Source organism: Rhodoplanes roseus, assembly GCF_003258865.1.
GTDB lineage: Bacteria > Pseudomonadota > Alphaproteobacteria > Rhizobiales > Xanthobacteraceae > Rhodoplanes > Rhodoplanes roseus.
Window position 1 is genome coordinate 31,033 of sequence record NZ_NPEX01000016.1, and the last position, 15,041, is coordinate 46,073.

Genomic DNA, 15,041 nt, shown 5'->3' on the forward strand with positions numbered 1-15,041 from the left:
CCGCGCCCGTTCTTCTCAGCTCTTCGCCGCCGCGTCCGCGAAGCTCGCGTCGCAGAGCTCCTCCACCTTCATGTCGCCCTTCACCAGGCCGACATTGCGGTAGAGCTCGATGATCTTGCCGTAGAGCGGCAGGTCGAGCGTGAGGAGGCCCTTGGTCGCGGCCGGACCGGCCTCGATGTACGGCTTGCTCTCCTTGATCTCGGTGAGCTGGGCCTCGTAGTTGAGGCCGGGATTGCCGTACCTCTCCACCATCATCTTGGCGGTGGCCTCGGGATGGTCGAGCCCCCAGCGCCACGACTCCGCGGAGGCGCGCAGGAAACGCACCACCAGGTCGCGGTTGTCCTTCAGGAAGTCCTCGCGTCCGTAGATGGTGCCGGTGGTCTCCGGCAGCCCGAGGTCGTGGGCATTGAGGGTGACGATCTCGACCCCGCGGGTCTGCAGCATCACGCCCTGATTGGTGGAGTAGCCCGCGTAGCCGTCGATCTGTCCGCTGACCAGCGCCGACGGATCGGGTGCCGACGGGACCAGATTCACGGACGCCGGATCGAGACCCGCTTCCTTGATCATGTAGAGCATCATCGGCCGCCCCGACGTCGCGGTGGCGATGGTCTTGCCGGCGAGCTCCTTGACGTTGCGGATCGGCTTCTTGGCGAGGCTGATGATGCTGTACGGGCTCTTCTGGAACACCGTGCCGATCACCTTGATCGGGATGCCCTTCTCGCGCGCGACGATGAGCGGACCGATGGGACGGTCGCCGAGCGGCGAGCGGCCGCTGGCGACGTTCGCCACCGGATCGACGTTCGGGCCGCCCGACACGAAGGTCGGATCGATGCCGTGCTTCTTGTAGATGCCCTGGTCGATGCCGGCGAAGTAGCCGCCGTACTGGATGCTCTTGATCCAGGAGAGCTGGAACGAGATCGGCGTCTCCGCGGCGAAGGCTCGCGAGAAGCCGCCGCGATCGCCGAGCGACAGCATGGTGGCGCCGAGCGCGGAGGCCCCGCCGATCTCCAGGAACCTGCGCCGGTCGATGAAGCGCTGGTCGCGTGAGGTCATCGCGGTCTTCCTTTCTGGCTGGGTAGGCGTGGACGAGTGTCCCGGGTGGGCCGGCGGTGCGCCGGAGCGCGAGCTGTCGCCTCAGCAAGCGACGTGCCACCCTTGGGGCGGGGCGCGTCCGCATCGGGGAAGCGCGGTGCGCCCATGCGGACGATGTCGGCTGCGGCTTCGGCGATGTGGCGGTCGAGAAGCGCGGCCGCGCGGTCGGCGTCGCGGACCAGCGCAGCGTCCACGATCGCACCGTGCACGCTGCTGGTGACCTTCGGGTGGCGGCCCGCCGCCTGGACGGCGATGCGGCGGTAGCGGTCGAAGCGGTCGTGCAGGTCGTGGCAGAAGGCGAGCAGCAAAGGCGAGCCGCACGCGTCGATGAGAGCGAGGTGGAAGCCGCGATGCAGCGTCTCCCAATCCTCGTCGAGGAGCTTGTCGGCCGTTCGGGGGCGACGCGCCAGGCGATGATGGGCCGCGAGAATCCGCGCCTCCCACGCGTCGTCCCCATGGGCGATCGCGTCGCGCAACGCCATGGTCTCGAGCCGGATTCGCGTCGCCGCGATGTCCTCGAGCTCGCGCCGCGAGATCGGCGCGACCCTGAACCCGCGCTGGCCGTCCTGGATGACGAGGCCGCGCCCGACGAGCTGCGCGAGCGCCTCGCGGATGGGGCTCATGCCCACTGCGTATGTTTCGCACAGCGGTTCCAGCCGCAGCCGGTCGTCGGGGGCGAGCCGGCCGAACAGGATGTCGGCGCTCAGCCGGCCCTGCACGGCCTGGGCGATCGTCCGAACGGCATCCTGCTGGTCCATGGCGGATCCTCCGCCGGCCTCTCAGCAAGCGTCGGGCCACGCGGCTTTGCATGACAGGTCCGCATCTCCCGGAGCCGAGTGCCGGGAAATTGGGCAGCGTCGTAGGCAATCTGCCGTTTTATATGCGAACAGGCGGAATTTCGAAATTTACGAAGCGCTGTCCCCACGGCTCTATCTGCCGATCTCCCACGAGAGCGACTGGCACGGCGGTTGCTGACCTCGCGCCACACCCGACTCCGTGAGGCCCGCATGACCGAGACCATGGATCTGATCCGTCCGCGCAAGCCGCTGCGGCGCCTGGTGCTGGAAGCACGCGGGCGGCCGATCGCCATCGACGCGGCACGCGCCGCGCTCGTGGTGGTCGACATGCAGAACGACTTCTTGAGCCCGGACGGCTGGTTCGCGGCGCGCGGCATCGACGACGCATGGGCGAAGCCGTTGTGTCCAGTGATCGAGCGGATGACCGCTCTCGCGCGTCGCGAAGGGCTTCCGGTGATCTGGGTGAACTGGGGCACACGTCCGGATCTGATGGAGATCCACCCTTCGCACCGCCGCAAGGCGCGCCCGTCGATCGGCGATCCGGGCTACGACGCGCGCATGAAGAACGGCCGCGGCCCGGTGCTGGAGCGAGGCGGCTGGGGGGCGGCGATCGTGCCCGAGCTGACCGTCGTCGACACGGACATCCATGTCGAGAAGCATCGTTACACGGGCTTCTTCGACAACGAGCTCGACAGCGTGCTGCGCAATCTCGACGTCACCACGCTGCTGGTGGCCGGCATCAATCTCGACCGCTGCGTGCTCGCGACCGTGATGGACGCCTGCCACGCCGGCTACGACGCGGTGCTGCTCGCCGACGCCACCGGCACGCATGCCCCGGTCTTCTGTGCGGACGCCGCGCTTCTCCTGATCGAGCAGGTGTTCGGCTTCGTGTCGACCAGCGCGGCGCTCGAAGCCGCTTTCGCGGCGGCCGAGCCGGCCTGATCAGGGCAGGGCGGCCGCGATCGTCGCCGCGAGTCCGTGCAGCCTGGCGTTGCGGGCGCGCAGGTGCTTCACCAGGTCGCGGGCCTCCCGCAACACCGGCTCGGGATCGAAGGCGAGGATTTTTCCGCCCTCGACCAGGACGCGACCATCGACCACCACCGTGTCCACGGTCGAGCCGGACGCGCCGAACACGAGCTGTGTCAGCGGATCGTTCAGCGGCGTCCAGAACGGGGCCGTGAGATCGTGCAGCACGAAATCGGCCGGTGCACCGGGGATGATGCGGCCGAGGCCGTCGCAGCGCATCACGGCGGCTCCGCACAGGGTGGCCATGGTCAGGGCATCTGTCGTGGTCGGCCAGCGCCGGCGGTCGGACTCGCCCGGCCGCTGCAGCATCACGGCGATCCGCATCACCTCGTGCAGGTCCAGATTGTCATTGGTCGACGCGCCGTCGGTTCCGAGCGCGACCCGCATGCCGGCCGCCAGCATGCGAGCGACCGGCGAAATTCCGGCGCCGAGCTTCAGGTTGCTCTCCGGATTGTGGACCGCGATGGCGCCCCCCGCCGCCATGCGGGCGATGTCCTCGTCACCGATCCAGATGGTGTGTGCGCAGGAGAGCCGTCCGGTGAGGAGGCCGAGCCGCTCCAGATGGGCCACCATGGTGGTGCCGTAGCGCGCCTGCGCGATCTCGGCCTGCACCCGCGTCTCCAGCAGGTGCATGTGGACGGCGGTGTCGTGCCGCTCGGCGATGTCGCGCACCGCCGAGAGAAGCGCGTCGCTGCAGCGGCTCGGATTGGACGGCGCGGGACACAGGCGGACGCGTCCGCCAGCGGCGCCGTCGTGCCGCGCGATGGCGTCCTCGATCAGGGCCAGGCTGTCGGCGAGCGGCGGCGGCGTCAGCGGGTTGTGCTCGGCGACCGAGTCCGGAAGGCCCCCCGGCGGATCGATGTCGGAGTAAGGCTCGTCGAAGATCCGCAGCGCCACCAGGGCTCGCAGCCCCGACGTGTCGTAGGCGTCCACGACCGCATCCACGTCCGCGGCCGCAAAGCCCTGCTCGGGAAAATGGTCGACCACGGCGGTCGTGCCGTTGCGCAGATGCTCGATACAGCCGAGCAGACAAGACAGACGGATCTCGTCGGCGCTGCGGCCTGCCGTATCGGCCTGATTCAGCCACATGAAGGCCGGGTGGCTGAGCACGTCGCCCGTGCCCTTCAGCACGTTGAGCGGTGAATGCGTGTGCGCGTTGACGAGGCCCGGGATCAGCAGCCGGTCACGGCCGTCGATCACCCGCATGTCCGGCTCGACCGTGGCGGCCGGCGTACGAACCTCCGCGATGCGGGTGCCGGCGACCAGGACGTCCTTGCGGGCTGGTGCGGACGCGGCATCGAGCACGAGCACGTCGCGGACGAGAAGGCGGTCGGTCATGTCGGGCCTGCGCGGTCGAGGGCGGGTGCGCAGGTGGGTGCAACAGGCGTGCCAGACGGCGGTCGGCGCGACGCTCAGCCGCCGTGGACGGCGGCCGCCTTGCGTGCGACCAGGCGCGGAACGCGCGGCGCCACCGGCAGAGCATCCGCGGCGTCTGTGACCTCGTCCGTGTCGTCGGAATCCCGGAGAGCGGACTTCGGCCGTTCACCGCACGGAATCTCCAACGTGCAATCGAGGCCGCTCGGGAGCCAGTCGAGCGTCACGCGACCGGCGATCTGCTGGTTGATGCTGGCCTCGAGAATCTTGGTGCCGAAGCCGCGCGACTCCGGCTTGCGGACCGGCGGGCCGCCCGTCTCGATCCAGCGCAGTGTCACGCGCTCGCCGTCGAACCGCCAGGCGACGTCCAGCGACCCGGTCTCGACCGACAGCGCGCCGTACTTCACCGAGTTGGTGGCGAGCTCGTGTAGCGCCAGCGCCAGCACCTGGGCCCGGTCGGGCGGGAGCGAGACGGTGGGTCCTTCGGTCGCCACACGCGGGCCGCCGCTGCGATAGGCCTCGAGCTCCTCGTCGACGAGACGGCGCACGTCGGCCCCCTCCCAGCGTGATTCGGAGAGCAGCGTGTGGGCCTGGGCGAGCGCGCGGATGCGGCCTTCCACGGCGGCCGCGTAGGCCTGCGGATTGCTCGCCGCGGTGAGGCGCACGATCGCCTGCACGATGGCGAGCGCATTGCGGGCCCGGTGATCGACCTCGCGGGCGAGCAGGAGCTGGCGCTCCTCGGCCTGCTTGCGGTCGGTGATGTCGATGGTGACGCCGCTCACGCGAGCCACCGCGCCGGTCTCGTCGCGTGTCACCGCGGCGGCGCAGATGCACCAGCGCTGATCGCCGTCCGGCCGGACGATCCGGACCTCCATCTGGAACGTCTGCCGATCGGCGTCGGCCTGGAGAGTCTCGCGGAGGCGCGCCAGATCCTCCGGCACGATCATGGGCCGGACCGCATCGAAGGTCGGCCGGAACGTGTCGGGCGCCACGCCGAAGATGCGGAACTGGCCGGGATCCCAGATCGTCTCGCCGGTCCGCACGTCCCAGTCCCAGGAGCCCATCTGTCCGGCGGCGAGTGCGACGCTGCGCCGTCGCTCGCTCTCGCGCAGGCGTTCCGTCGACGCCTCGAGCTCCGCCGTGCGCTCCGTCACCCGCTGCTCCAGGCCGCGGGCCAGCGCCTCGAGCTGCCGCGTCTTGCGGAACAGATCGACGAAGACGCGGACCTTGGCGCGCAGCACTTCCGGAATGACCGGCACCGGCACGTAGTCGACCGCGCCCATCTCGTAGCCGCGCACCCGGTCCTCGTCGGAGAGGTGCACGGCCGAGATGAAGATGATGGCGGTCTGCTCGAACCGGGGATGGTCGCGGATCATGCGGGCGAGCTCGAAGCCGTCGAGCTCCGGCATGCAGACGTCGACCAGCACGACGGCGACGTCGGTGCGCAGCAGGTGGCGCAGCGCGTCGCGGGCCGAGGTGGCGGTGATCAGGCGCTCCCCCAGCTCGCGTAGGATCACCTCGTAGCTCATGAGCTTCGCGGGCTGATCGTCGACCAGCAGGATGTTGACCGGCTCGATGCTGTCCATGGATCGTCTCAGCGATGGAGCCACATGCGCAGCGCGGAGAGAAGCTGCTCGGTGTTCACCGGCTTGGCCAGGTAGTCGGACGCGCCGGCTTCCAGGCACTTCTCCCGGTCGCCCTTCATCGCCTTGGCGGTGAGCGCGATGATCGGAAGGCGGCCGAAGCGCGCGTCGCGGCGGATCGTCTCCATGGTCTCGTAGCCGTCCATCTCGGGCATCATGATGTCCATCAGCACGATGGCGAGGTCCTCGGTGGTCTCGATGGTCTCGATCGCCTCGCGGCCGGTCGTGGCGGTGAGCACCCGCATGCCGCGCCGCTCGAGCACGCTCGACAGCGCGAAGATGTTGCGGGCATCGTCGTCGACCAGCAGCACGGTGCGGCCGACCAGATGGTCGTCCGACTCGTGCAGCCGTTCCAGCATGCGCCGCTTCTCGGGCTCGAGGCGAGAGACCTGGCGGTGCAGCACCAGGGCGGTCTCGTCGAGCAGGCGTTCGGGCGACTCGACGCCCTTCACCACGATGCTGCGCGCGATGGCCCGCAGGCGGGTGTGCTCCTCGGCGCCGAGCTCGCGGCCCGTATAGACGACCACCGGAACGTCGCACAGCATCGCGTCGTCGCGCATGGCTTCGAGAACCTCGAAGCCCGTCATGTCCGGGAGACGGAGGTCGAGCACCACGCAGTCGTGCGGCGCGTGGCGCATCGCCGTCAGGGCGTCGCGACCGCTCTCCGCCGTCGCGATCTCGATATCGTCGTCGCCGAGCAGTTCCGATACGGCGGCCCGCGCCCTCCGGTCGTCGTCGACGATCAGAAGCCGCTTGCGGCGCGGCTTCGCATAGGCCTCGATCCGCTCCAGTGCCGCCGAGATGCCCTCGCTGGTGGTCGGTTTGCGGATGAACGCGAAGGCGCCTCGCGCCAGCCCGTGCTGGCGGTCGTCGTCGACCGTGACGACTTGAACCGGGATGTGCCGGGTCACCGGATCCAGCTTGAGACGGCCGAGCACGCTCCAGCCGAGCATGTCGGGAAGATGCACGTCCAGCGAAATGGCGGAGGGCTGATGGCGGCGCGCGAGATCCACCACCTCGGCGCCACGCGTCGCGATCACCACCTTGAAGCCGCGGCGGCGTGCGAGATCGGCGATCACGCCCGCATACGCCACGTCGTCCTCCACCACCATGAGCACGAAGTCCCCGGGCGCGATGGTGAGGCGGTCGTCACGGATCGCCTCCACCACCGCCGCCGATTCCATGGTGCCGACGACCGGGGCCTCCAGTGCGAGGGGCGCGATGCCGCCGACCGGCAGCGCCGGGCGGCGTGGCGGCAGCGCCGTGCCGGGCGAGGCCGCCGTCGACGGCCCGGTGTAGCGCGACGGCAGATACAGAACGAAGGTGCTGCCGAGTCCGGGACTGCTGTGGAGCTGGATTTCGCCGCCGAGCAGGGCCGCGAGCTCGCGGCTGATGGCGAGGCCCAGTCCGGTGCCGCCGAAGCGGCGGCTGGTCGACGCATCGGCTTGCTGGAACGCCTCGAACACGATCTTCTGCTTGTCGGCCGGAATGCCGATGCCGGTGTCCGACACCTCGAAGGCGACGACGCTCGCGGCCCGGCTGAGCACCGGATGGGTCGGCGTCCAGCCGGAGAGCGCCCGGGTGACGCCGAGTCGCACCGAGCCGCGCTCGGTGAACTTGAAGGCGTTGGAGAGGAGGTTCTTGAGCACCTGCTGCAGGCGCTTCGGATCCGTGACGATGCTGCGGCCGAGATCGGCGTCGGCGTCGACCGAGAAGGCGAGCTGGCGGGTCTCCGCCTCGTGCCGGAACGGACGCGCCACCGCATCGAGCAGATCCGAGAAGAGAAGCTCCTCGGCCTCCACCGTCACGGTGCCGGACTCGATCTTGGAGAGGTCGAGAATATCGCTGATCAGGTTGAGCAGGTCGGTGCCGGCGCCGTGGATGGTGCGGGCGAACTCGACTTGCCGGTCCGAGAGATTGCCGTCCGGGTTGTCGGCGAGCTGCTGGCCGAGGATCAGGATCGAGTTCAGCGGCGTGCGCAACTCGTGCGACATGTTGGCCAGGAACTCGGACTTGTACTTCGAGGTCAGCGCCAGCTCGGCGGCCTGCTCTTCCAGCGCGCGGCGGGCGTGCTCGATCTCCTGGTTCTTGCGTTCCACCTCGACGTTCCGCTCGGCGAGCTGCTGGGCCTTCTGCTCGAGCTGCTCGTTCGTCTGCTGCAGCTCGCGCTGCTGGGCCTGCAGCTCGGCGGCGAGCTGCTGCGACTGCTGCAGCAGGCCCTCCGTCTGCATGGTCGCCTCGATCGAGTTCAGCACGATGCCGATGCTGGCGGTGAGCTGCTCCAGGAAGGCGATCTGCAGCGGCTTGAAGGTGCCGATCGAAGCGAGCTCGATCACGGCCTTGACCTGGTTCTCGAACAGCACCGGCAGTACGACGATGTTGCGTGGCGTCGCCTTGAACAGCGACGAGACGATCGGCGGCGCGTCCGGCGGGATGTCGGCGACGAGCTGGCGACGCTTGTCGAGGGCGCACTGCCCGGCCAGGCCCTCGCCCGGGACCAGGATCGCCTTGTGTCCCTCCTCCAGGCTGTCGGCATAGGACGAGAGCAGCCGCAGTCGCGGCGTCTCTTCGATCTCCATCTGATAGATCACGCCCTGTTGTGCATTGACGAGGGGCGTCAGCTCGTTGAGCAGCAGCCGGCCGACCGTGCCGAGGTCGCGCTGGCCCTGCAGCATGTTGGTGAAGCGGGCGAGGTTCGTCTTCAGCCAGTCCTGCTCGGTGTTGCGCTCGGTGGTCAGGCGCAGGTTGTCGATCATGGTGTTGATGTTGTCTTTGAGCTGCGCCACCTCGCCGCGCGCCTCGACCTGGATCGAGCGGGTGAGGTCGCCCTTGGTCACCGCGGTCGCCACCTCGGCGATGGCGCGGACCTGGTTGGTCAGGTTGGCGGCGAGCAGGTTCACGTTTCCGGTGAGGTCCTTCCAGGTGCCGGCGGCGCCCGGCACCAGGGCCTGACCACCCAGGCGGCCCTCGACGCCGACCTCGTGCGCGACGCGCGTCACCTCGGAGGCGAAGGAGCGGAGCTGCTCCACCATTGTGTTGAGCGTCTCCTTCAGCAGCAGGATCTCGCCGCGCACGTCCACGGTGATCTTCTTGGAGAGATCGCCGCCCGCGATGGCGGTCGCAACTTCGGCGATGTTGCGGACCTGTGCGGTGAGGTTCGACGCCATGAAGTTGACGTTGTCGGTGAGGTCCTTCCAGGTCCCCGCGACACCGGGAACTTGCGCCTGTCCGCCGAGCTTGCCCTCGGTGCCGACCTCGCGGGCGACGCGCGTCACCTCGGCCGCGAAGGCGTTGAGCTGGTCCACCATGGTGTTGATGGTGTTCTTCAGCTCCAGAATCTCGCCCTTCACGTCGACCGTGATCTTGCGCGACAGGTCGCCGCGCGCGACGGCGGTCGTCACCTCGGCGATGTTGCGGACCTGCGTGGTCAGATTCGCGGCCAAGAGGTTCACGTTGTCGGTGAGATCCTTCCAGGTGCCGGCGACCCCCGGCACGTTGGCTTGGCCGCCGAGCCGTCCTTCGGTGCCGACCTCGCGCGCCACGCGCGTGACCTCGTTGGCGAAGCGGTTGAGCTGGTCGACCATCGTGTTGAGGGTCTCCTTCAGCTCCAGGATCTCGCCGCGCACGTCCACGGTGATCTTTCGCGACAGATCGCCCGAGGCGATGGCCGTCGCCACCTCGGCGATGTTGCGCACCTGTGCCGTCAGGTTGCCGGCCATGGAGTTCACGGAATCGGTGAGATCCTTCCAGGTGCCGGCGACTCCGCGGACCTCGGCCTGGCCACCCAGCTTGCCGTCGGTGCCGACCTCGCGGGCGACGCGCGTCACCTCCGAGGCGAAGCCGTTGAGCTGGTCGACCATGGTGTTGAGCGTGTCCTTCAGCTCCAGAATTTCTCCACGCACGTCCACCGTGATCTTCTTGGAGAGATCGCCCTTGGCGACCGCGGTCGCCACCTCGGCGATGTTGCGGACCTGAGCCGTCAGGTTCGACGCCATCGAGTTGACCGAGTCGGTGAGGTCCTTCCAGGTGCCGGCGACACCGGGAACTTGCGCCTGGCCGCCGAGCTTGCCCTCGGTGCCGACCTCGCGGGCGACGCGCGTCACCTCCGAGGCGAAGCCGTTGAGCTGGTCCACCATGGTGTTGATGGTGTCTTTCAGCTCGAGGATTTCGCCGCGCACGTCCACGGTGATCTTTCGCGAAAGATCGCCGCGCGCGACCGCTGTGGTGACCTGGGCGATGTTGCGGACCTGGTCGGTGAGGTTGCCGCACATGGCGTTCACCGAGTCGGTCAGATCCTTCCACGTGCCCGCCACGCCGGGTACCACGGCCTGGCCGCCGAGCTCGCCCTCGGTGCCGACCTCGCGCGCCACGCGCGTCACCTCGCCCGCGAAGGCGTTGAGCCGGTCGACCATCGTGTTGATGGTCTCCTTGAGCTGCAGGATCTCGCCCGACACCGTGACGGTGATCTTCTTGCCGAGGTCGCCGCCCGCGATGGCGGTCGCCACCTCGGCGATGTTTCGCACCTGCGCGGTCAGGTTCGACGCCATGAAGTTGACGCTGTCGGTGAGGTCCTTCCAGGTGCCGGCGACGCCCGGCACTTGCGCCTGGCCGCCGAGCTTGCCCTCGGTGCCGACCTCGCGGGCGACGCGCGTCACCTCCGAGGCGAAGCCGTTGAGCTGGTCCACCATGGTGTTGATGGTGTCCTTCAGCTCCAGGATTTCGCCGCGCACGTCCACGGTGATTTTTCGCGAGAGATCGCCGCGGGCCACCGCGGTCGTCACCTCGGCGATGTTGCGGACCTGGTCGGTGAGGTTGCCGCACATGGCGTTCACCGAGTCGGTCAGATCCTTCCATGTCCCGGCGACGCCCGGCACCAGCGCCTGACCGCCGAGCTTGCCGTCGGTGCCGACCTCGCGGGCGACGCGCGTCACCTCCGAAGCGAACGACCGGAGCTGATCGACCATCGTGTTGATGGCCTCCTTCAGCAGCAGGATCTCGCCGCGCACGTCCACGGTGATCTTCTTGGAGAGGTCGCCGTTGGCGACCGCGATCGTCACCTCGGCGATGTTGCGCACCTGCGCCGTGAGGTTGGACGCCATCGAATTGACGTTCTCGGTGAGGTCCTTCCACACGCCGGTGACCTCGCTCACTTGCGCCTGGCCGCCGAGCTTGCCCTCGGTGCCGACCTCGCGGGCCACCCGCGTCACCTCCGACGTGAACACGCCGAGCTGCTTGATCATCGTGTTGACGATGGTGGCCGATTCCAGGAACTCGCCCTTCAGCGGCCGGCCGTCGACCTCGAGCCGTACGGTCTTGAGCAGATCGCCCTGCGCCACGGCGGCGACGGCGCGCGTCACCTCCTTGGTGGGCCACAGCAGGTCGTCGATCAGGTTGTTGACCGAGGTCTCCATGTCGGCCCAGGCGCCGACCGCCGGGCCGAAGCGAACCCGGTGGCGGGTCTTGCCCTCGCGCCCCACCGCCTCGCCGACGCGCTCCAGCTCCTTGGCCATGCGCTCGTTGGTGGCGGCGATGTCGTTGAACGCATCGGCGATCTTGCCGGCGAGCCCGACATGGTCGCCGCTCATGCGCACCGAGAAATCGCCGACCCGCATGGCCTGGAGCGCATGGAGAAGCTCGCGCAGGCCGGCGTCGCCGGGGCCCAGCGCACCGTCCTCGGTCTCCTGACGAGCCAGCGCAGCGGCCACCACCGGAGCGTCGGCCTCCGCCTTGCTGCTCCGGCCTTCGCGCCTGACCGTCATGGCTTGCTCCTCGATGATACTCGGATCGAACGGCAGAGGACCTCGCGCGCACGAGACCGGCCCGCCGGGAAGCCCGCGCAGGAATACCGATTGTGCGAACGACGTGGGGCCCGTTCGGTTCCGTCGGACGACGTCAACGACCGAAACTTTCTGTGATTTCCATCGTGGGGCAGCACGGTTGAACCGCGGGCCAGGAGGCTCGTGACGGTGGGGCGGCTCGTTTCGACGCAGCCTTGCACGAGCGGCACGCGATGGGGTGGTACGGTGCTGCCGTCACGACATGCCGCCGATTTTCGGCGGCAGGAGACTGGATGAGCCGGGCCGCATCTCTCTGGAGAATACCGGGCGGCCGGAGACACTGAACGACCATGGCCCCATGCTCGTGCCCATTCGCGGCGTCATTATGAACGGGCCGATGTTGCCGGGCCCAGGCGGTGGCGCGGTTGTGTGAGGCCGCGCACGGAGCGATCGCCGCGAGCCGCGGGACAGTGCGGCTCGGTCGCGAATGCCGGCATCTCGCCGGGTCGCCGACGTCGTATCGCAGGAGCCCATCATGACGACGAACGTTGCCGTCCGTCCGTTCACCGACCGTCTCGCCGGGCTGGCGCTCCACGCGCTGGTGTCCGGTCTGCCCATGGCCGTGTCGATCGTGCTGCTGACCCGCCTGGCCGGCTCGGGCTCGTACTCGGACGGCCCGGTCGGACCGATCGTCTTCACGCTCCTGTTCGTGATCTTGTCGGCTGGCTTCGAGGCCTGGGCCGGATCGCGATGGCGATGGCTCTACCCGGTCGGCGTCGGCCGCATCTGCTTCGACCGTGCGCTGTCGCCGTCCGAACGCTTCGAGCGCCTGCACCTCGATCCCACGATCTTTCGCCACACGCTCACCCAGCTCGCGATGGTCTCGCTGCTGGCCCTCGCCGTGCTGACGGTGCGGTGAGGAGCCGAAGGGCGCGCCTCACCGCCGCTTCGGTTTGAAGCCGCCGCGCTGGCCGGGGCGGCCCATGGTGGAGCGCGGGCCGGAGGGCTTGTCGCCCGAGCGCTCGCCGTCGGGCGCGTCGCGGCCGTACGGGATCGACTCGACGCCGGGGCCCATCTCGTCCAGCGTCGGCTTTCGCGGGCGCTTGCTGTCCGGACGATGCACGCCGCGCTCGTGCCACAGCGCGATGCCCATCTCGTCGAGATCGGGCTTGTGCGGACGGGCGCGGGCCGGTCCCGCGGCGGCCCGCGCCTTCGCCAGGCTCACCACCTTGGCGGTCGGATCGTCCGTCACGGCGAGCTCGGTGGCGCGTAGGCGCTTGACCTCGTCGCGCAGGCGCGCGGCCTCCTCGAAGTTCAGGTCGGCGGCGGCCTCGCGCATGCGCACCTCGAGGTCGGCGATGACGGTCTCGAAATTGTGCCCGATGGTCGCCGCGTCCTCGAAGCCGCCGGCGGCCGACAGTCCACCGCCGCGCCCGGTCGCGACCAGCACGTGATCACGTTCGTACGGGCTGTCCAGAATGTCGGCGATGCCCTTCTTGACGCTCTCCGGCGTGATGCCGTTCTCGACGTTGTAGGCCTGCTGCTTCTCGCGGCGCCGATTGGTTTCCGCCATCGCCCGCTCCATCGAGCCGGTGATGTGGTCGGCATAGAGCAGCACCTTGCCGTCGACGTTTCGCGCCGCGCGGCCGATGGTCTGGATCAGCGACGTCTCGCTGCGCAGAAAGCCTTCCTTGTCGGCGTCCAGGATGGCGACCAGGGCGCATTCCGGAATGTCGAGGCCTTCGCGCAACAGATTGATGCCGACCAGCACGTCGAAGGCCCCGAGCCGAAGGTCGCGAATGATCTCGATGCGCTCGATGGTGTCGATGTCGGAGTGCATGTAGCGCACGCGAATGCCCTGCTCGTGCAGGTACTCGGTGAGATCCTCGGCCATCCGCTTGGTCAGCACGGTGACGAGCGCGCGGTAGCCGGCCTGCGCGACGACCCGCACCTCGCCGACCAGGTCGTCGACCTGGGTGCGGGCGGGGCGCACCTCGACGGGCGGATCGATCAGGCCGGTCGGGCGGATCACCTGCTCGGCGAACACGCCGCCGGCCTCGCCGATCTCCCAGCCGCCCGGCGTCGCCGACACCGCGACGGTCTGCGGCCGCATGGCGTCCCACTCCTCGAAGCGCAGCGGCCGGTTGTCCATGCAGGAGGGCAGGCGGAAGCCGTACTCGGCGAGCGTCGCCTTGCGCCGGAAGTCGCCGCGATACATGCCGCCGATCTGCGGCACCGTGACGTGACTCTCGTCGACGAAGACGAGCGCGTTGTCGGGCACGTACTCGAACAGCGTCGGCGGCGGCTCGCCCGGCAGGCGGCCGGTGAGGTAGCGCGAGTAGTTCTCGATGCCGGCGCAGCTCCCGGTCGCCTCCATCATCTCGAGATCGAACAGGGTGCGCTGCTCCAGCCGCTGCGCCTCCAGGAGGCGCCCGGCGTCGGTGAGCTGGCCGAGCCGCCAGCGCAGCTCCTTCTTGATGCCGTCGATGGCCTGGAGAAGAGTCGGGCGCGGCGTCACGTAGTGCGAGTTGGCGTAGATTTTCACGAAGGCCAGCTCGTCGGTCTTGTGGCCGGTGAGGGGATCGAACTCCTCGATGCTCTCCACCTCGTCGCCGAACAGATTGACGCGCCAGGCACGGTCCTCGTAGTGGGCCGGGAAGACGTCGACGGTGTCGCCGCGCACCCGGAAGGTGCCGCGGGAAAAATCGGGCGTGCGCTTGTAATGCAAAGCGACGAGGTCGCCGATCAGCCGGCGCTGGTCGATGCGGTCGCCGCGCTTGAGCGTGAACGTCATGGCCGAGTAGGTCTCGACCGAGCCGATGCCGTAGATGCACGACACCGAGGCGACGATCACGACGTCGTCGCGCTCCAGCAGGGCGCGCGTCGCCGAGTGGCGCATGCGGTCGATCTGGTCGTTGATCGAGGATTCCTTCTCGATATAGGTGTCGGTGCGCGGGACGTAGGCCTCGGGCTGGTAGTAGTCGTAGTAGCTGACGAAGTACTCGACCGCGTTGTCCGGGAAGAAGCTCTTGAACTCGCCGTAGAGCTGCGCCGCCAGCGTCTTGTTGGGGGCCAGGATGATGGCCGGGCGCTGCGTCGCCTCGATCACCTTGGCCATCGTGAAGGTCTTGCCGGAGCCGGTGACGCCGAGCAGCACCTGGGTGCGGTCGTGGCGGCCGATGCCCTCGACCAGGTCGGCGATGGCGGTCGGCTGGTCGCCCTTGGGCTCGAACTCCGACTTCACGACGAGGCGGACGCCGCCCTCGTGATGATCACGGGGGTGGGCGTGTCGGTGGCGGGCGCGCAGTCGCCGGCTCCGGCCCGGATCGGTT

At 68.9% G+C, this 15,041-nt stretch carries 8 protein-coding genes; 2 read left to right on the forward strand and 6 right to left on the reverse strand.

Features of this window, described 5'->3' with window-relative positions; all coding sequences use genetic code 11:
* Window positions 1-15 precede the first annotated feature (15 nt).
* On the reverse strand, window positions 16-1,053 hold the full coding sequence (locus CH341_RS04145; protein WP_111417766.1) for an ABC transporter substrate-binding protein: 1,038 nt from the start codon (window positions 1,051-1,053) through the stop codon (window positions 16-18).
* The gene (locus tag CH341_RS04150) at window positions 1,050-1,850 is read right to left on the reverse strand and encodes a GntR family transcriptional regulator (protein ID WP_111417767.1); all 801 of its coding nucleotides are present in this window, start codon (window positions 1,848-1,850) and stop codon (window positions 1,050-1,052) included. The genes CH341_RS04145 and CH341_RS04150 overlap by 4 nt, the downstream gene beginning before the upstream one ends.
* Before the next feature lie 249 nt (window positions 1,851-2,099).
* On the opposite strand from CH341_RS04150, the gene CH341_RS04155 reads away from it, so the two are divergent.
* The gene (locus tag CH341_RS04155) at window positions 2,100-2,831 is read left to right on the forward strand and encodes a cysteine hydrolase family protein (RefSeq protein WP_146604364.1); all 732 of its coding nucleotides are present in this window, start codon (window positions 2,100-2,102) and stop codon (window positions 2,829-2,831) included.
* On the opposite strand, the gene CH341_RS04160 is transcribed toward CH341_RS04155, so the two are convergent.
* The 3 genes from CH341_RS04160 to CH341_RS04170 all read right to left on the reverse strand — a co-directional run bounded on the left by CH341_RS04160 (window position 2,832) and on the right by CH341_RS04170 (window position 11,544).
* Window positions 2,832-4,253 carry an amidohydrolase family protein gene (locus CH341_RS04160; protein WP_111417769.1) on the reverse strand — a complete coding sequence of 474 codons (1,422 nt, stop codon included), beginning with the start codon at window positions 4,251-4,253 and terminating at the stop codon, window positions 2,832-2,834.
* A gap of 74 nt (window positions 4,254-4,327) precedes the next feature.
* The gene (locus CH341_RS04165) at window positions 4,328-5,875 is read right to left on the reverse strand and encodes an HWE histidine kinase domain-containing protein (RefSeq protein ID WP_111417770.1); all 1,548 of its coding nucleotides are present in this window, start codon (window positions 5,873-5,875) and stop codon (window positions 4,328-4,330) included.
* Window positions 5,876-5,883: 8 nt separating this feature from the next.
* Window positions 5,884-11,544, reverse strand: a complete 5,661-nt coding sequence (locus CH341_RS04170) for a HAMP domain-containing protein (RefSeq protein ID WP_111417774.1) — start codon at window positions 11,542-11,544, stop codon at window positions 5,884-5,886.
* A 700-nt stretch (window positions 11,545-12,244) separates the two neighbouring features.
* On the opposite strand from CH341_RS04170, the gene CH341_RS04175 reads away from it, so the two are divergent.
* The gene (locus tag CH341_RS04175; protein WP_111417771.1) at window positions 12,245-12,628 is read left to right on the forward strand and encodes a hypothetical protein; all 384 of its coding nucleotides are present in this window, start codon (window positions 12,245-12,247) and stop codon (window positions 12,626-12,628) included.
* Window positions 12,629-12,646: 18 nt separating this feature from the next.
* Here the strand turns inward: CH341_RS04175 and uvrB are convergent.
* On the reverse strand, window positions 12,647-15,041 hold a 2,395-nt coding region (uvrB, locus tag CH341_RS04180; RefSeq protein WP_210208178.1), incomplete at its 5' end, for an excinuclease ABC subunit UvrB.